Source organism: Cupriavidus sp. 05L411 (genome assembly GCF_056398045.1).
In genome coordinates, this window is sequence record NZ_JBFTOQ010000065.1 from 16,481 (window position 1) to 32,457 (window position 15,977).

17 protein-coding genes are annotated in these 15,977 nt (G+C 66.3%); 4 read left to right on the forward strand and 13 right to left on the reverse strand.

All coding sequences use genetic code 11. The annotated features are described in order from the left end of the window. Nucleotides 1–46: 46 nt before the first annotated feature. Nucleotides 47–1,801: an ABC transporter permease gene (locus AC1DQR_RS37195; protein WP_416049777.1), complete on the reverse strand. Its 1,755-nt coding sequence runs from the start codon at nucleotides 1,799–1,801 to the stop codon at nucleotides 47–49. 314 nt (nucleotides 1,802–2,115) lie between these two features. Here AC1DQR_RS37195 and AC1DQR_RS37200 point away from each other — a divergent pair, with 314 nt between their 5' ends. Next, complete coding sequence (locus AC1DQR_RS37200) at nucleotides 2,116–2,388, forward strand: acylphosphatase (RefSeq protein ID WP_174428369.1); 273 nt, start codon at nucleotides 2,116–2,118, stop codon at nucleotides 2,386–2,388. A 38-nt stretch (nucleotides 2,389–2,426) separates the two neighbouring features. On the opposite strand, the gene AC1DQR_RS37205 is transcribed toward AC1DQR_RS37200, so the two are convergent. The 8 genes from AC1DQR_RS37205 to rpe all read right to left on the reverse strand — a co-directional run bounded on the left by AC1DQR_RS37205 (nucleotide 2,427) and on the right by rpe (nucleotide 9,893). Continuing rightward, nucleotides 2,427–3,230, reverse strand: coding sequence for a uracil-DNA glycosylase (locus AC1DQR_RS37205; RefSeq protein WP_416049776.1), 804 nt, complete (start codon nucleotides 3,228–3,230; stop codon nucleotides 2,427–2,429). A 54-nt stretch (nucleotides 3,231–3,284) separates the two neighbouring features. Then, on the reverse strand, nucleotides 3,285–3,926 hold the full coding sequence (locus tag AC1DQR_RS37210) for a CYTH domain-containing protein (RefSeq protein WP_416049775.1): 642 nt from the start codon (nucleotides 3,924–3,926) through the stop codon (nucleotides 3,285–3,287). 20 nt (nucleotides 3,927–3,946) lie between these two features. Beyond that, the gene (gene trpC, locus AC1DQR_RS37215; protein ID WP_416049774.1) at nucleotides 3,947–4,750 is read right to left on the reverse strand and encodes an indole-3-glycerol phosphate synthase TrpC; all 804 of its coding nucleotides are present in this window, start codon (nucleotides 4,748–4,750) and stop codon (nucleotides 3,947–3,949) included. 35 nt (nucleotides 4,751–4,785) lie between these two features. Continuing rightward, nucleotides 4,786–5,814 carry an anthranilate phosphoribosyltransferase gene (gene trpD, locus AC1DQR_RS37220; protein WP_006162588.1) on the reverse strand — a complete coding sequence of 343 codons (1,029 nt, stop codon included), beginning with the start codon at nucleotides 5,812–5,814 and terminating at the stop codon, nucleotides 4,786–4,788. A gap of 68 nt (nucleotides 5,815–5,882) precedes the next feature. After that, entirely contained in the window at nucleotides 5,883–6,452 is a 570-nt protein-coding gene (locus AC1DQR_RS37225; RefSeq protein ID WP_006162587.1) for an aminodeoxychorismate/anthranilate synthase component II, read from the reverse strand. 24 nt (nucleotides 6,453–6,476) lie between these two features. Next, a complete protein-coding gene (gene trpE / locus AC1DQR_RS37230; protein ID WP_150985644.1) occupies nucleotides 6,477–7,994 on the reverse strand; it encodes an anthranilate synthase component I in 1,518 nt (505 codons plus the stop codon). A gap of 460 nt (nucleotides 7,995–8,454) precedes the next feature. Continuing rightward, nucleotides 8,455–9,186, reverse strand: coding sequence for a phosphoglycolate phosphatase (gene gph / locus AC1DQR_RS37235; protein ID WP_477134851.1), 732 nt, complete (start codon nucleotides 9,184–9,186; stop codon nucleotides 8,455–8,457). Next, nucleotides 9,183–9,893 (reverse strand): ribulose-phosphate 3-epimerase, encoded by a 711-nt coding sequence (rpe, locus tag AC1DQR_RS37240; RefSeq protein ID WP_006162583.1) that lies wholly within the window; start codon nucleotides 9,891–9,893, stop codon nucleotides 9,183–9,185. The genes gph and rpe overlap by 4 nt, the downstream gene beginning before the upstream one ends. Before the next feature lie 166 nt (nucleotides 9,894–10,059). Here rpe and apaG point away from each other — a divergent pair, with 166 nt between their 5' ends. Then, nucleotides 10,060–10,434, forward strand: coding sequence for a Co2+/Mg2+ efflux protein ApaG (gene apaG / locus AC1DQR_RS37245; protein ID WP_006162582.1), 375 nt, complete (start codon nucleotides 10,060–10,062; stop codon nucleotides 10,432–10,434). Nucleotides 10,435–10,459: 25 nt separating this feature from the next. Here the strand turns inward: apaG and AC1DQR_RS37250 are convergent, their stop codons facing one another. After that, nucleotides 10,460–10,687, reverse strand: coding sequence for a hypothetical protein (locus tag AC1DQR_RS37250; protein ID WP_043349921.1), 228 nt, complete (start codon nucleotides 10,685–10,687; stop codon nucleotides 10,460–10,462). An 88-nt stretch (nucleotides 10,688–10,775) separates the two neighbouring features. Here AC1DQR_RS37250 and mltA point away from each other — a divergent pair, with 88 nt between their 5' ends. Further along, on the forward strand, nucleotides 10,776–11,945 hold the full coding sequence (gene mltA / locus AC1DQR_RS37255) for a murein transglycosylase A (protein WP_477134852.1): 1,170 nt from the start codon (nucleotides 10,776–10,778) through the stop codon (nucleotides 11,943–11,945). Between the two features lie 65 nt (nucleotides 11,946–12,010). On the opposite strand, the gene paaK is transcribed toward mltA, so the two are convergent. From paaK to paaG, 3 genes are read right to left on the reverse strand one after another with little or no spacing between them, the layout of a single operon-like run. Further along, a complete protein-coding gene (gene paaK / locus AC1DQR_RS37260) occupies nucleotides 12,011–13,312 on the reverse strand; it encodes a phenylacetate--CoA ligase PaaK (protein WP_477134853.1) in 1,302 nt (433 codons plus the stop codon). A 57-nt stretch (nucleotides 13,313–13,369) separates the two neighbouring features. Next, nucleotides 13,370–13,816, reverse strand: coding sequence for a hydroxyphenylacetyl-CoA thioesterase PaaI (gene paaI / locus AC1DQR_RS37265; protein WP_416049769.1), 447 nt, complete (start codon nucleotides 13,814–13,816; stop codon nucleotides 13,370–13,372). Between the two features lie 52 nt (nucleotides 13,817–13,868). Further along, nucleotides 13,869–14,681 carry a 2-(1,2-epoxy-1,2-dihydrophenyl)acetyl-CoA isomerase PaaG gene (paaG, locus tag AC1DQR_RS37270; protein ID WP_477134854.1) on the reverse strand — a complete coding sequence of 271 codons (813 nt, stop codon included), beginning with the start codon at nucleotides 14,679–14,681 and terminating at the stop codon, nucleotides 13,869–13,871. A gap of 208 nt (nucleotides 14,682–14,889) precedes the next feature. Here paaG and AC1DQR_RS37275 point away from each other — a divergent pair, with 208 nt between their 5' ends. Then, a complete protein-coding gene (locus AC1DQR_RS37275) occupies nucleotides 14,890–15,666 on the forward strand; it encodes an enoyl-CoA hydratase (protein ID WP_477134855.1) in 777 nt (258 codons plus the stop codon). Nucleotides 15,667–15,977: the final 311 nt, after the last annotated feature.

Below are 15,977 nucleotides of genomic sequence, written 5' to 3' on the forward strand. Positions count from 1 at the left end.
TCAGGGCTTCAAATGGGTGGCGTATTGGGTGCGGGCGTAGGGCGGCTCAAAGACGCGTGCGTTCCTGCGCCAGCAGGTAGAGGCGGTTCCACAGCAGGCGGTTGAAGCCCACCACGAACACCGCCATCACGCCGATGCCCAGCGCGATGCGGGGGAAGTCGCCCTTGGAGGTCATCTCCGCGATATAGCTGCCCAGCCCGGTGGCGACCAGCGTGCGGTCGCCCCAGGTGACGTATTCGGACACGATACTCGCATTCCACGAGCCGCCGGCCGCGGTCACCAGGCCGGTCAGCAGGCTGGGAAACACCGCCGGGACCAGAAAGCGCTTCCAGAGCAGCCAGCCGCGCAGGCCAAAGTTGCGCGCGGCCAGCTTGAGTTCGGTGGGGATGCCGGAAGCACCGGCGATCACATTGAACAGGATGTACCACTGCGTGCCGAAAATCATCAGCGGGCTGAGCCAGATCTCCGGGTTCAGCCCGAAGCGCACGATCAGCATCACCACCAGCGGGAACATCAGGTTGGCCGGGAAGGCGGCCAGGAACTGCGCCACCGGCTGGGCGATACGCGCCACGCTGGGGTTCAGGCCGATGCGGATGCCAATCGGTACCCAGATCACCGCGGCCAGCGCGATCAGCACGATCACCCGCACCATGGTCAGCGTGCCCAGCCACAGCACATGGCCCACTTCGGCCCAGCCCACCTCGGTGCGCACGAAGTGCATCACGCGATATAGCGCCAGCATGGCAATCAGGATGATGATGACGTTGCCGGCGCGCTCGATCCATATGGCGCGCCGGCCATCGTTGGCCTTCGGCGCCACCGCCTTGCGCCCGGATCCCCATGCCAGCGTGCGCTCGGCCAGCGCCGCCGTGCGGCCCAGCAGCACGCGTACCCATTCGGAGCGGCGCAGCAGGTTGAGCAGCCAAGATTGCGGCTCGGTCTCCTGCGCCATGGTCTCGAAGCGGAAGCGGTCGGCCCAGGCAATCAACGGCCGGAACAGCAACTGGTCATAGAGGATGATGCCGATCAGCATGGCCAGGATGGCCCAGCCGATCGCCGCCAGGTTCTGCTGCTGGATCGCCAGCGAGATATAGGAGCCGATACCCGGCAGCCGGATGTCGTTGCCAGACACCGAGATGGCTTCCGACGCCACCACGAAGAACCAGCCGCCGGACATCGACATCATCATGTTCCACAGCAGGCCCGGCATGGCGAAAGGCACTTCGAGGCGCCAGAACTTCTGCCACGGCGAGAGCCGGAACATGGCTGCCGCTTCCACCAGGTCGGTCGGGATGGTGCGGATCGACTGGTACAGGCTGAACGCCATGTTCCAGGCCTGCGAGGTGAAGATGGCGAAGATGGCAGCGCATTCCACCCCGACCAGGCTCCCGGGGAACAGCGCGATGAAGCCGGTCACGGTGATCGACAGGAAGCCTAGCACCGGGATCGACTGCAGGATGTCCAGCGCCGGTACCATCACTTTTTCGGCGGTGCGGTTCTTGGAAGCGAGCGCTGCGAAGGCGAAGGAGAACAGCAGCGAGGCGCCCAGCGCAATCATCATGCGGATGCTGGTGCGCATGAGGTAGTAGGGCAGGTAGGCGATGTCCAGGTGCACCTCCAGCGGCTCGCCGGGCTGGTAGGGCACGTTCATCTGGCGGGCGGCAAAGGCCACCAGCACGATCACCGCCAGGATGATGGGCAGCAGCGCCAGGTCGAAGCGGTTCGGTGGCGCGGTCAGCAGCTGGCTGGCGTAGCCACGGGAAGTGACCGAGCTGGCCTGGTCGTGTTCGGCTTGCTGCATTATCTTGGCAGTGGAAACGTTGGCTGCGGTTGCCGTATGGGCCGGGTGGGGCCGGGCGGTCCGGGGGCCTGGATGGATCGGATCGGTGGTGCCAGCCAGGGCGTGGGCGCCTTGCGCTGCGCTGGCTCAGGTCATGAACAGGGTTTTCGGGTTGTCGACAGGGCGCGCCTTGCGCGTCGTTGTGCTGCGGACGTTACCTGCATTGGCCTGCCCTTACTGGTAACGCTTTGCATGGCGGTCTAGTTTACCTGTTATGCGTGTCGTAACCGTTTCAACGGATGTTTCAGCGCTCGCGCGCGGCAAGGGGAAGCCAGATGGAAACATGGCACATCGTGGTCAAGGGGCGGGTGCAGGGCGTGGGCTATCGCGTGGCCTGCGCGGGGCAGGCCGGGGCGCTCGGCATCAACGGCTGGGTGCGCAACCGGCACGATGGCTCGGTCGAGGTCATGGCCTATGGGCCGCCGGATCGGCTGGAGGCCCTTTGCAACTGGATGCGGCGCGGGCCGCCGGACGCGCAGGTCAACGCGCTAGTGGCGTTGCCCGGCGCGGGTGAGTTCGAGGATTTCGACTGCCTGCCGACCGCTTGAGACGTGCCCGGCAGGCAGGCGGCTGTCCGCCCGGCGGCTCAGGTGGCGCGCCAGTCCACCGGCGCGGCGCCGTGCTGTTGCAGCCAATCGTTGGCCAGCCGGAAGTGCCCGCAGCCCAGGAACCCCCTGTGTGCCGACAGCGGTGACGGATGCGGCGCTTCCAGCACGCAATGCGTGCCGGCCAGCAAGGGCTTCTTGGCTTGCGCGTGGCTGCCCCACAACAGGAAGACAAGGTGCGGGCGCGCGGCGGACAAGGCCTGGATCAGGCAGTCGGTCACCGCTTCCCAGCCGCGCCTGGCGTGGCTGGCGGCCTGGCCTTGCTCCACTGTCAGCACGGTGTTGAGCAGCAGCACGCCCTGGCGCGCCCAGCCTTCGAGATTGCCGGAGGCCGGCACGGCGCCGCCTTCATACTCCGCGGCGATTTCCTTGAAGATGTTGCGCAGGCTGGGCGGCACGCGCACGCCGTCCGGCACCGAGAAGGCCAGGCCATGCGCCTGCGGAATCTCGCTGCCGTTGACCACGCCGGTGCCGTGATACGGGTCCTGGCCAAGGATGACCACCTTGACGGTCTCGGGCGGTGTCAGATGCAAGGCGTGGAACACGTCATGCGGAAAGACCGGCTTGCCGCTGGCGCGCTCGCCGTCGACGAAGGCGGCCAGCTCCTGCCAGCCGGCGGTGTTCATGCAGGGAGCCAGCAATGCGCGCCAGGCCGCAGGCAGCGCGGCGGCTTGCTCCGACAGGCTGGCGGCGGCCGGGGCAGGCACGGTGGCGTTTTCGGTTTCGGCTGCGGCAGTGGCCGGGGCTGCGAACAGGTCGGCCTGTGCGCTGTTGTGCTTGGTCATGCTGGAGGAGTACCTGGTTTTTTTGGAGGGGCGAGAGGGCGCAGGCGTGCCAGCTCAGGCGCGGCCGGCACCGGCGGCGAGCCGATAGCCGCGCGCGGCCTTGCTCTGGTCGGACGGCTTGAGGGGCGCAACGTGCTGCAGGCGCAGCGCCAGCGCACGCAGCGCGGCTTCGGCCTGTGCTTGCGTGGGAGCCTGGCCGGCGGCGCCAGGCAGCCACTCGAGCTCCAGTTCCTGGATCGTCTCCCGCGCGGCGCTTCCCGGCGCTGAAATCGTCCCGACGTCGAGCGCGGCCTCGATGCGCACCCCGTCCTGTTCTACCAGCCAGGTGCGCCGCGCGAAATCGGTGCGGAATACCGGTGCCAGGGTGGCGGCCAGTGGCGCCAGCAGGGCGCGCGCCTCGGGCGGGAAGGCGTCCAGCTCGATGGCTTCGGCCGCCACCCTGGTTTCCCACTCGTGGCGGGCGGCCAGCCCGGCTTCGCTCTTGCCGGCGGTCTTCAGCGTCTGCAGCCATTGCTCGCCGCGGCGGCGCAGCCGCAGGGCGGCGCGTGCGCTGGCGAGGTCGCGCGCGGGCGTGTCAAGGTAGACGTTGAGCAGCGTGTGCTCGCCGCGCGCCTGTCCCTGTGCGTCCAGCCAGGCCGCCAGCGCCGGCATGGCACCGTCCGGCACCGCCAGCTTGAGTTCGATTTCCTGGGCCATAGTGGTTTTCTGTTTCCCGCTCAGGCGAACAGGCGGGCCAGCTCGACACCCGGGTCGGGCGCGCGCATGAAGGCCTCGCCCACCAGGAAGGCGTGCACATTGGCGTCACGCATGCGGTGCACGTCGTCCGGGCCGATGATGCCGGATTCGGTCACCACCAGGCGGTCGTCGGGGATGCGCGGCAGCAGGTCCAGCGTGTTGTCGAGCGACACCTCGAAGGTCCGCAGGTTGCGGTTGTTCACGCCCAGCAGCGGCGTTTTCAGGCGCAGCGCGGCGTCGAGCTCTTCGCCGCCGTGCACTTCCACCAGCACGTCCATGCCCAGCTCATGCGCGCAGGCTTCCAGTTCGGCCATCAGGCCCGGGTCCAGCGCGGACACGATCAGCAGGATGGCGTCGGCGCCCCAGCAGCGCGCTTCATAGACCTGGTACAGGTCGATCATGAAGTCCTTGCGCAAGGACGGCAACGGGCAGGCGCCGCGGGCGCGCTTGAGGAATTCGGCGTGGCCCTGGAAGAAGTTCACGTCCGTCAGCACGGAAAGGCAGGCCGCGCCATGCGTGGCGTAGCTCTCGGCAATGGCCTCCGGCACGAAGTTCGCGCGCAGCACGCCCTTGGAGGGCGAGGCCTTCTTCACCTCGGCGATCACGCCGGCGTTGCCGGCGGCGATCTTCTCGCGCAGCGCGCGTTCGAAGCCGCGCGGCGCCAGGCCCGGCTCGGCGCGCAGGCTCTCGGCCTCGGCGCGCAGGCTGGGCAGGTCGCGCTTCTTGCGCGCCGCGTTCACTTCGTCGGCCTTCACGGCCAGGATTTTCTGCAGGATATCGGACATGCGGTAATTCTCTCGCGGGGCTGGATGGCTCTGGCTTACTTGAACTGCTGCGTGGCGCGCACGAACTGGTCGAGCTTCTCGCGCGCCGCGCCGCTGGCGATGGCCTCGCGCGCGCGCTGGATGCCGTCCTCGATCGAGCTGGCCACATTGGCCGCGTACAGCGCCGTGCCGGCGTTGAGCGTGACGATCTCGCGCGGGGTGCCGGGCACATCGGTGAGCGCTTCCAGCAGCATTTCCTTGGACTCGGTGGCATCGGCCACCTTCAAGCCGCGGTTAGAGATCATCTGCAGGCCGAAATCCTCAGGGTGGACTTCGTACTCACGCACTTCGCCGTCCTTGAGTTCGCCCACCAGCGTGGCGGCGCCCAGCGAGACCTCATCCATGCCGTCCTTGCCGTAGACCACCAGCGCATGGCGCGCGCCCAGGCGCTGCATCACGCGTACCTGGATGCCGACCAGGTCGGGGTGGAATACGCCCATCAGGATATTGGGCGCGTCGGCCGGGTTGGTCAGCGGGCCCAGGATATTGAAGATGGTGCGCACGCCCATTTCCTTGCGGATCGGGGCGACGTTCTTCATGGCCGGGTGATGGGTAGGGGCGAACATGAAGCCGATGCCGGTCTGCTCGATGCAGTGCCCGACCTGCTCCGGCGTCAGCATGATGTTCACGCCCAGCGCCTCCAGCACGTCGGCGCTGCCCGACTTGGAGCTCACGCCACGGTTGCCGTGCTTGGCAATGCGCGCGCCGGCGGCGGACGCCACGAACATCGACGCGGTGGAAATATTGAACGTGTGCGAGCCGTCGCCGCCGGTGCCGACGATGTCGACGAAGTTCTCGCGGTCCTTGACGGGCACCTTGTTGGCGAACTCGCGCATCACCTGCGCCGCCGCCGAGATCTCGCCGATGGTCTCCTTCTTGACCCGCAGGCCAGTCAGGATGGCCGCGGCCATCACCGGCGACATCTGGCCCTGCATGATCTGCCGCATCAGGTGCAGCATCTCGTCATGGAAGATCTCGCGGTGTTCGATGCAGCGGGTGAGGGCTTCCTGGGGCGTGATGGACATGGCGGTCTCGGTCTTTGCGTTGGTGTGGGCCGCGCCAGGGACGGGCGCATTAGGCGTATCGAGCAGTCTCATCGGGGCGCCTTGACGAAGTTGGCCAGCAGGGCATGGCCATGCTCGGACAAGATGGACTCGGGGTGGAACTGCACCCCCTCGATGGCGAGCGTCTTGTGGCGCACGCCCATGATTTCGCCATCCGGTGTCCAGGCCGTCACTTCCAGGCAATCCGGCAAGGTCTCGCGCTCGATCGCCAGAGAATGATAGCGCGTCACGTCGAAGTGCTTGGGCAGGCCGGCGAACACGCCTTCCTGCGTGGTCTCGATGCGGCTGACCTTGCCGTGCATGACCTGCTTGGCGCGGATCACCTTGCCGCCGAAGGCTTCGCCAATGGCCTGGTGGCCCAGGCACACGCCCAGCATCGGGATGCGGCCGGCAAAGTGCTGCAGCACCGCCACCGAAATGCCGGCTTCACGCGGGCTGCACGGGCCGGGCGAGACGCAGATATGGTCAGGCTTGAGCGCCTCGATCTCTTCCAGCGTGATTTCGTCGTTGCGATAGGTGCGCACGTCGGCGCCGAGTTCGCCGAAATATTGGACGATGTTGTAAGTAAACGAATCGTAGTTGTCGATCATCAGCAGCATGGCGGTTCCCCTGTTCCCTTTACCTTAGATATCCGAGTCCAGGCCGTCCTGGACCTGCTCGGCGGCGCGGATCACGGCACGCGCCTTGGCTTCGGTTTCCCTCCATTCGGCTTCGGGGTCCGAGTCTGCAACGATGCCGGCGGCGGCCTGCACATAGAGATTGCCGTCCTTGACGATGCCGGTGCGGATCGCAATGGCCAGGTCCATCTCGCCGCCGAAGGACAGGTAGCCCACCGCGCCGCCGTAGATGCCGCGCTTGCGCGGCTCCAGCTCGTCGATGATCTCCATCGCGTGCACCTTGGGCGCGCCCGACAGCGTGCCGGCCGGGAAGGTGGCGCGCAGCACGTCGAGGTTGCTCATGCCGGGTTTGAGCGTGCCTTCCACCGAGCTGACGATGTGCTGCACGTGAGAGTATTTCTCGATCACCATCTGGTCGGTGACCTTGACCGAGCCGATCTCGGCGATGCGGCCGATGTCGTTGCGCGCCAGGTCGATCAGCATCACGTGCTCGGCGATTTCCTTGGGATCGTTGAGCAGCTCGGTGGCCAGTTGCGCGTCCTTCTCCGGCGTGTTGCCGCGCGGACGGGTACCGGCCAGCGGGCGGATGGTGACAATGTGATCCTCGCGCTGGTCGCCGTTGCTGCCCACGCGGCGGGTTTCCTGGCGCACCAGGATCTCGGGCGAGGCCCCCACGATCTGGAAGTCGCCGAAGTTGTAGAAGTACATGTAAGGCGACGGGTTCAGCGAGCGCAGCGCGCGGTACAGGGTCAGCGGGGAGTCGCGGTACGGCTTGACCAGGCGCTGGCCGATCTGCACCTGCATCATGTCGCCAGCCATGATGTATTCCTTGGCCTTGTGCACGGCGGCGAGGTAGTCGGCCTTCTCGAATTCGCGGTAGACGTCGGTTTGCACGGAGGGGCTGGTGATGGGCACGTCCACCGGCTGGCGCAGCTTCATGCGCAGCTCGCGCAGGCGCTGGCGGGCGCGGGCGTAGGCTTCCGGCGTGGTCGGGTCAGCGTAGACGATCAGGTAGAGCTTGCCGGACAGGTTGTCGATGACGGCCAGCTCTTCGCACAGCAGCAGCTGGATGTCGGGCAGGTTCAGGTCGTCCGGCTTTTGCGTGTTGGCGAGCTTCTTCTCGATATAACGCACCGCGTCGTAGCCGAAGTAGCCGGCCAGGCCGCCGCAAAAGCGCGGCAGGCCGGGGCGCAACGCCACCTTGAAGCGCTTCTCGAAGTCGGCGATGAAGTCGAGCGGGTTGCCTTCGTGGGTTTCCACCACGCGGCCATCCGTGACCACTTCGGTGCGCATGCCCGAGGCGCGCAGCAGCGTACGGGCGTGCAGGCCGATGAACGAGTAGCGTCCAAAGCGCTCGCCGCCCACCACGGATTCCAGCAAGAAGGTGTTCACCCCGCGCGTTTGCGATTGCGCCAGCTTCAGGTACAACGACAGCGGCGTTTCCAGGTCGGCGAAGGCTTCGGTGATCAGGGGGATACGGTTGTAACCCTGCTCGGCCAGCGATTTGAATTCCAGTTCGGTCATGTCGATCCTCTTGTGCGGCGGCGCCTGTCATTGCAGTATGGCGCACGTCGCGATGTCGGCAACTTGGGGCTGGAAGGTCGTCAGACCCGCCCCGGAGAGACCATGGCGCGGACGAGTATCCACGCACGGCCGGGGTGGGCGTGCAGCGCGTTCGGATGACACCGGCACAAGGGCTGGATGTCGGTCGGCTGGAAAATCAGAGAAGGTCCGGCAACCTGCCGGTCTGGCCGGCCCCATCCTGGTGCAAATGCATCGCGGGGATGCGGGAAAGGGGCGGTCAGGAGACTCGCGAACGCACTTTACGCCTGTTGGGAGGCGCGCCAGCGACGCCAGGGCCAGGCCTGCCGATCACTGCCAGAAGAGATGCGTTTGCGGTTCAGAAACATGAAATCGTGTTCAGCGATTTATGGTTTGGATGTCGGGTGGTGCTTTGGCTTCGGCGGCCTTGCAGCCGCCGGGATCATGCCCGGTGTGCCGCCAACAGCTCGGCAACGCGAACAATGGAATCGACTATACCATCGGCGTCAACGCCTTGTACAGGATTGCCGTGGTTGTAGCCGTAGGGCACAAGCAGCACTCCCATGCCCGCGGCGCGGGCCGCCTGCGCATCGTTCTCCGAGTCGCCGATCGCGGCCATTTCGGCCGGCTCCAGGCGGAATGCCTCGGCTACCTTGAGCAGGGGCAGGGGATCTGGCTTGCGCAGGGCGAAGGCGTCGCCGCCGTAGATCAGCTCGAAGAACCGGCCCAGGCCGGTCTTGGCCAGCAGCGGCTCGGTGAAGCTATGCGGCTTGTTGGTCACGCAGGCCATCCGAAGGCCAGCTGCCTTCAGGGCCGCCAGGCCTTCGGCGACGCCGGGGTAGACCTGCGAGAACTGACCGTTGATGCGCAGGTATTCCCGGTCGTACAGCGCCAGCGCATCGGCAAACATGCCGTTGGCGTGGGCCGGCGAGAAGCGCGCATCCAGCACGCGCCGGATCAGGTTCTCCGAGCCCTTGCCGACGAAGCTGACGATCTCTTCCTTGCTCATCGGCGCGGCGTTGCCAAGCTGCGGATGCAGGTGGACCAGCGCCTTCAGCATGGCATTGACCGCCGCGTGGAAGTCGCCAGCAGTGTCCACCATGGTGCCGTCCAGGTCCACGATGACGCCGCGGATGCCGCGCCAGTCGGTGCGCTTCATCTGCGCCGAGCTCATTGGCCTGCCTTGCCGACCTTGGCCAGCTCGCTGCGCATGGCCGACAGCACGCCCTTGTAGCCGCCGTCGGCGTCCGGCTTGCTGAACACGGCGGAACCGGCGACAAAGGTGTCGGCCCCCGCCGCGGCGATTTCGGCGATGTTGTCGATCTTCACGCCACCGTCCACTTCCAGCAGGATGCGGCGTCCGGTGCGCTCGGCGTACGCGTCGATGCGCTTGCGGGCTGCGCGCAGCTTGTTGAGCGTCTCGGGAATGAAGGACTGGCCGCCGAAGCCGGGGTTGACCGACATCAGCAGGATCACGTCGATGCGGTCCATCACGTGGTCCAGGTGGTGCAGCGGCGTGGCCGGGTTGAACACCAGGCCGGCCTGGCAGCCGTGTTCGCGGATCAGCGCCAGGGAGCGGTCGATATGCTCGCTGGCTTCCGGGTGGAAGGTGATGATATTGGCGCCTGCCTTGGCGAAGTCCGGAATGATGCGGTCCACCGGGCGCACCATCAGGTGCACGTCGATCGGGGCGGTCACGTGGGGGCGGATCGCCTCGCACACCAGCGGGCCCACGGTCAGGTTCGGCACGTAATGGTTGTCCATCACGTCGAAATGGATCCAGTCGGCGCCGTCCGCGGTCACGCGCCGCACTTCCTCGCCCAGGCGGGCAAAGTCGGCGGACAGGATGGACGGGGCGATGCGGTAGGTGGGCGTGCTCATGGCGGGGCTCGAAAGGAGGGTGCTTCAAGGGGGAAGCCGGTATTTTACCCTCCCCGCGCGGGGCGCCGCTGCCACCGGACAGGCAGCTTGCGGCGGCTTAGCTTGCCGCCCCCGGAGCCATGCCGCACAATGCGGCTACCCTGATCCCGCCTCTTATGTGTCGACAATGAGCGAATACGCGTTTTCCGTGGCCGTACGTACCCAGTACCTGGCCGACCAGTCCGACCCTGAGCGCGGGCGCCATGCCTTCGCCTACACCATCACGATCCACAATACCGGCGAGGTGGCTGCGCAGCTGATCTCCCGGCACTGGGTCATCACCGATAGCGACAACGGCACCCAGGAAGTGGCTGGCCTTGGCGTGGTCGGGCACCAGCCCCTGCTCAAACCGGGCGAGCATTTCGAGTACACCAGCTGGGCCACGATCTCGACCCCGGTGGGCTCGATGAAGGGAGAGTATTTCTGCGTGGCCGAGGATGGCCATCGCTTCGAGGTGCCGATCCCCGAGTTTGCGCTGGTCCTGCCGCGCATGTTGCACTGAGACGTTGTACTGAACGCGGCGGAACCTATTGGCCCGAAGCGCTGTCCTGATCCTGTTGGGTACGCGCCGTGCCTTGTCCCGCATTTCCTCCATGGCCCGCGCGCGACGGATGATCGTCCGGCGCGCGGCTGGGGCGCGGGTTCTTCTTGGCCGTGCCCATGGTCCAGACCACGATGAAGATCAGCAGGAAGAGCGCCAGTCCGGCCTCGAGGGCGAAGAGCAGCATGGGATGGGCTTCAAAGAACTTGCTCATGACAGGGCTACGTGGAGGCGACGGTGGGCATTGTAGGCCATCGGCAGATGCGTCCGGCCGCAATACGCTGAGTTTTCACCCAATCAAGATGGCATACCTGCATTCCCTTTTCCGACTTCCTTTTTCGTCTTCCCGCGTCTCGTCGGGACAGGCAAGTCCCGCTGCCAGCGGCCGCCGGCTCGGCTGGCTCGGGCTTGCCGCCGCCGCCACGCTGCTGGCCGGCTGCATGAGCGGCCCGCCGCCCCGCATCGAAGGCCCGGGCACCCGGCCCGTGGCGCCGCCGACCGGTTCCACCCAGAAGGGCGTGCTGCAAGCCGCCAGCTGGGGCGAGATCGGCGGCTGGAGCCAGGACGACATGCGCGCCGCCTGGCCGGCGCTGCAGGCCAGTTGCCAGGCCCTGAAGAAGCGCGCCGAGTGGAACCGTGTCTGTGCGCTCGGGCTGATGGTCGACGCCGGCGACCTGGGCGCGATGCGCGCCTACTTCGAGTCCAACTTCCAGCCCTTTCGCGTGGTCAACGGCGATGGCACCGATAGCGGGCTGATCACCGGCTACTACGAGCCGATCCTGCACGGCGCACGCACGCGCCAGGGACAGTACCAGGTCCCGCTGTATCGCAAGCCGCCCCAATGGGGCAACCGGGCGCTGCCGGCGCGCGGCGAACTGCTGCAGAACCCGGCCCTGCGCGGCCAGGAGCTGGTCTGGGTCGATGATCCCGTGGAAGCCGCGTTCCTGCAGATCCAGGGCTCCGGCCGGATCCGCCTGCAGGACGGCAGCGTCATGCGGGTGGGCTTCGGCGGTACCAACGACCAGCCGTTCCGTTCCTTTGGCAAGTGGCTGCTCGACCGCGGCGAGATCACGCCGGCGCAGGCCACCATGCAAGGCATCAAGGCCTGGGCGCGGGCCAACCCGGGGCGCGTGGATGAAATGCTCAACGTGAACCCGCGCTTCGTGTTCTTCCGCGAGCTGCCGCCTAATAACGATGGCCCGGTCGGCGCGCTGGGCGTGCCGCTGACAGCCGAGCGCTCCATCGCGGTCGATCCCGCCACCATCCCGCTCGGCGTGCCGGTCTTCCTCTCGACCACGCGGCCGCTATCGTCCGAGCCGATCCAGCGCCTGATGTTCGCGCAGGATACGGGCTCCGCCATCAAGGGCGGGGTGCGGGCTGACTTCTTCTGGGGGGCTGGCGATGCAGCTGGCGAGACCGCCGGGCGGATGAAGCAGGGCGGGCGCATGTGGGTGCTGATGCCGCGCAGCTAGGGCATGAAAGCAAGGGCCGGCCATTCCTGGCCGGCCCTTGCTTGTTACCTCTTTACTTCAACGCTTCAGCGCGGGCGCTGGTCGACGATGCGCCGCGCCTTGCCCACCGAGCGCTCCACACCGCCGCTAGGCAGGATCTCGATGCCAACGGTCACGCCGATAAAGGCCTTGATGTCGTAGGTCAGCTGGGCACTGGCCTGATGCGTGGCCGCCGGGTCTACGCCATGTGCGCATTCCACACGCACGGTCAGCACATCGAGATGGGCATCCTTGGTCAGCACGCATTGGTAGTGCGGTGCCAGTTCGGCGTGCTTGAGGATCAACTCCTCGATCTGCGAGGGGAACACGTTGACGCCCCGGATGATCATCATGTCGTCGGTGCGGCCAGTCACTTTCTCCATGCGGCGGAAGGCGCCGCGGGCGCTGCCGGGCAGCAGCCGCGTGAGATCCCGGGTCCGGTAACGGACGATCGGCAGGGCCTCCTTGGACAGCGACGTAAAGACCAGCTCGCCGAATTCGCCGTCGGGCAGCACCTCGCCGGTGACGGGATCGATCACCTCCGGGTAGAAATGATCCTCCCAGATGGTCGGGCCATCCTTGGTCTCTGCGCACTCGCTGGCCACGCCCGGCCCCATGACTTCCGACAGCCCATAGATATCCACCGCCGAGATGCCCATGCGCTTCTCGATGGCTAGGCGCATCTCGGGCGTCCACGGTTCCGCGCCGAAGATGCCGACCTTGAGGGAACTGGAGGTCGGGTCGATGCCCTGGCGCTCGAACTCGTCGGCGATGGCCAGCATGTAGCTGGGCGTGACCATGATCACTTCCGGCTTGAAGTCCTGGATCAGCTGCACTTGCCGCTCCGTCTGGCCGCCACCGAACGGGATCGCGGTGAGCCCTGCCTTTTCCACGCCATAGTGGGCGCCGAGTCCGCCGGTAAAGAGCCCGTAGCCGTAGCTGATATGCACCTTGTCGCCGCGCCGCGCGCCGGCCGCGCGGATCGAGCGCGCCACCACCGTGGCCCAGGTGTCGATGTCCTTCAAGGTGTAGCCCACCACCGTGGGCTTGCCGGTTGTGCCCGACGAGGCATGGATGCGCGCCACGCGGTCCTGCGGCACGGCGAACATCCCGAATGGGTAGCTATCGCGCAAGTCCTGCTTGGTGGTGAACGGGAAGTGGGCGAGGTCGGCCAGCGTGCGGATCTGGTTCGGGTGAACGCCGGCAGCATCGAACTTGCGGCGGTAGACCGGCGAGTTCTGATAGGCGTGGTTGAGCGACCATTGCAGGCGTTCCAGTTGCAACGCCTGCAATGCGTCTCGGCTGGCGGTCTCGATCGGCTCGAGCGGCAGATCTGTCAGGCGCGTCATGGTGTCTCCTGCGCGGGGCTTATGTTTGCTTGTATTTGTATGTGTCCGGGCCAGGCATCACTGCGCCGCGTCCGGCGGGGTGACCACATGCCCCTTGATCTGCGCGGACTTGCCGCGGAACATCGCCACCGGCTCGCCGGCGCGGTTGGTCACCCGGATATCGTAGATGCCATGCCGGCCCGACAGGACCTGCTCCGTGGCTTCTGCCGTCAGCACGTCGCCGCCTTGCACGGGTTTGAGGAACTCGATGCTGCAGCCTGCCGCCACCGTATTGATATTGTGGCTGTTGCAGGCGAAGGCAAAGGCCGAGTCGGCCAGCGTGAACATCAGGCCGCCGTGGCAGATGCCGTGGCCGTTGAGGAACTCCCGGCGCACCGGCATGGACAAGCGCGCGTAGCCGGGCCGCACGGCCTCGACGATGATGCCCAGCCAGCGGCTGCAGGTGTCGGCTTCGTACATGCTGGCGGCGGCGCTTTCCGCGAGGGCCTGGGGATTGTGGGTCAAGCTGGTCTCCTGTTCGGGCTGTTGGCTGCGCCGCGCTGCGGTATTGGCGATCCTATCGCCCGGTGAAGCGCGGTGCGCGTTTTTCCAGGAAGGCGTTCACGCCCTCGGCATAGTCGTGCGACGCACCCAGCTCACGCTGCAGGTCGCGTTCCAGGTCGAGCTGGGCATCGAGCCCCTGGCTCGCGCCGACGTACATGGCTTGCTTGATGGCGGCCAGGGCGCGCGTCGGCTGGGCCGCCAGGTGCGTGGCCAGCGCCAGCGCCTGCTCGGGCAACAGCGGATCGTCCATTGCCTCCCAGATCAGCCCCCACTTCTCGGCCTCGTCSGCGCTGAGCTTGTCGCCCGTCATGGCCAGGCCCATGGCGCGGGCCATGCCGATGCGCTTGGGCAGCAGCCAGGTGCCGCCAGAATCCGGCACCAGCCCGATCTTGACGAAGGCCTGGATGAAGCTGGCCGAGCGCGCCGCCAGCACCATGTCGCAAGCCAGCGCCAGGTTGGCTCCCGCGCCGGCCGCCGTGCCGTTGACGGCGGCAATCACCGGCAGCGGCAGCTTTTGCAGGCGCCGGACCAGCCGGTTGAACCACACATCGATCAACTCACCCAGGTCGGTCATGGCGCCGGGCGTGAAATCCAGGTCGGCCAGGTCCTGCCCCGCGCAGAAGCCGCGCCCGGCACCGGTCAGCAGCAGGGCGCGGGCGCCGCCGGCCTCCACATGGTCGAGTGCCTGCTGCAGCACGGCGTGCATTTCGCGGGTAAAGCTATTGAGCTTGTCGGGGCGGTTCAGCGTGATGACCGCAACCTGGCCATGCCAGGCGAGCAGTATCGGGCCGGAAGTCAGGCTGGCTTGTGGGGGCGTATCTGGCATCTTTCGTCTCCTGCCATGTCAGTGGAGGCTATGTCCGGCGGCACGCGGTCACTCCTCTATATATAAGAGGATCCGGATCGCCGCTTAAATTAACCGACCAGTCGGTCGGCAAATGGTAGCACTAATTTCCGCACGCGAGTATCGTCTCGCAGGGTAACGAATCGATCCACTTTCCGCTTTCCGACTTCCCATTCCAAGAGGAGAACACATGCCGTACGAGAACATTCTGGTCGAAACGCGCGGGCGCGTTGGCCTGGTGACGCTGAATCGCCCCAAGGCCCTGAACGCGCTCAACGACGCCCTGATGGATGAGCTGGGCGCGGCGCTGCTCGCGTTCGACGCCGATGAAGCCATCGGCAGCATCGTGATCACCGGCAGCGAACGCGCTTTTGCCGCGGGCGCCGATATCGGCATGATGGCCAAGTACTCCTATATGGATGTGTACAAAGGCGACTACATCACGCGCAACTGGGAAACGATCCGCCGCATCCGTAAGCCGGTGATCGCGGCTGTGGCGGGCTACGCGCTCGGCGGCGGCTGCGAACTGGCGATGATGTGCGACATCATCATTGCCGCCGATTCCGCCCGCTTCGGCCAGCCCGAGGTCAAGCTGGGCACGATGCCCGGCGCCGGCGGCACCCAACGCCTGCCGCGCGCGGTCTCCAAGGCCAAAGCCATGGACCTGTGCCTGACTTCGCGCATGATGGACGCGGCGGAAGCCGAACGCGCCGGCCTCGTGTCGCGCGTGGTTGCCGCCGACAAGCTGCTCGACGATGCGCTGGCCGCCGCCGAGACCATTGCCGGCTTCTCGCTGCCGGTGGTGGTGATGATCAAGGAATCGATCAACGCGGCCTACGAGACCAGCCTTTCCGAGGGCGTGCACTTGGAGCGCCGTTTGTTCCATTCCACCTTTGCGACGGAAGACCAGAAGGAAGGGATGGCCGCTTTTGTGGAGAAGAGGGCGCCCGATTTCAAGCATCGCTAAAACTTGATAGGTGAATACCCGAGTAACTTCATCGGGTATTCACCTTCCGGTACGGGTTAAGCGGGCTGTGTTTTCTTTATAGATCAATGGGTTATTCCCGCGCCTTCGGCATGCAGCGCATACTCATGTGACAAAACGATTGCCAAGACCCGGGGAGGCGCATATGATTCGCCCCCTCGCAACACGAAACGCCGCTGCAAAGCAGACGGGACAAGGGTTGCGGGGTTGGCAGGGGTGGTTGGCGGCGCGCACGGCGCAGCGAGCTGAAGGAAAAAACCTGTTGACGAAACGATGATCACGCTTCATAATCT

What these genes read in the sequence shown, in the direction of transcription:
- AC1DQR_RS37195 (WP_416049777.1), bottom strand. Translation starts at nt 1,801, where the DNA reads ATGCAGCAAGCCGAACACGACCAGGCCAGCTCGGTCACTTCCCGTGGC.
- AC1DQR_RS37200 (WP_174428369.1), top strand. Translation starts at nt 2,116, where the DNA reads ATGGAAACATGGCACATCGTGGTCAAGGGGCGGGTGCAGGGCGTGGGC.
- AC1DQR_RS37205 (WP_416049776.1), bottom strand. Translation starts at nt 3,230, where the DNA reads ATGACCAAGCACAACAGCGCACAGGCCGACCTGTTCGCAGCCCCGGCC.
- AC1DQR_RS37210 (WP_416049775.1), bottom strand. Translation starts at nt 3,926, where the DNA reads ATGGCCCAGGAAATCGAACTCAAGCTGGCGGTGCCGGACGGTGCCATG.
- trpC (WP_416049774.1), bottom strand. Translation starts at nt 4,750, where the DNA reads ATGTCCGATATCCTGCAGAAAATCCTGGCCGTGAAGGCCGACGAAGTG.
- trpD (WP_006162588.1), bottom strand. Translation starts at nt 5,814, where the DNA reads ATGTCCATCACGCCCCAGGAAGCCCTCACCCGCTGCATCGAACACCGC.
- AC1DQR_RS37225 (WP_006162587.1), bottom strand. Translation starts at nt 6,452, where the DNA reads ATGCTGCTGATGATCGACAACTACGATTCGTTTACTTACAACATCGTC.
- trpE (WP_150985644.1), bottom strand. Translation starts at nt 7,994, where the DNA reads ATGACCGAACTGGAATTCAAATCGCTGGCCGAGCAGGGTTACAACCGT.
- gph (WP_477134851.1), bottom strand. Translation starts at nt 9,186, where the DNA reads ATGAGCTCGGCGCAGATGAAGCGCACCGACTGGCGCGGCATCCGCGGC.
- rpe (WP_006162583.1), bottom strand. Translation starts at nt 9,893, where the DNA reads ATGAGCACGCCCACCTACCGCATCGCCCCGTCCATCCTGTCCGCCGAC.
- apaG (WP_006162582.1), top strand. Translation starts at nt 10,060, where the DNA reads ATGAGCGAATACGCGTTTTCCGTGGCCGTACGTACCCAGTACCTGGCC.
- AC1DQR_RS37250 (WP_043349921.1), bottom strand. Translation starts at nt 10,687, where the DNA reads ATGAGCAAGTTCTTTGAAGCCCATCCCATGCTGCTCTTCGCCCTCGAG.
- mltA (WP_477134852.1), top strand. Translation starts at nt 10,776, where the DNA reads ATGGCATACCTGCATTCCCTTTTCCGACTTCCTTTTTCGTCTTCCCGC.
- paaK (WP_477134853.1), bottom strand. Translation starts at nt 13,312, where the DNA reads ATGACGCGCCTGACAGATCTGCCGCTCGAGCCGATCGAGACCGCCAGC.
- AC1DQR_RS37275 (WP_477134855.1), top strand. Translation starts at nt 14,890, where the DNA reads ATGCCGTACGAGAACATTCTGGTCGAAACGCGCGGGCGCGTTGGCCTG.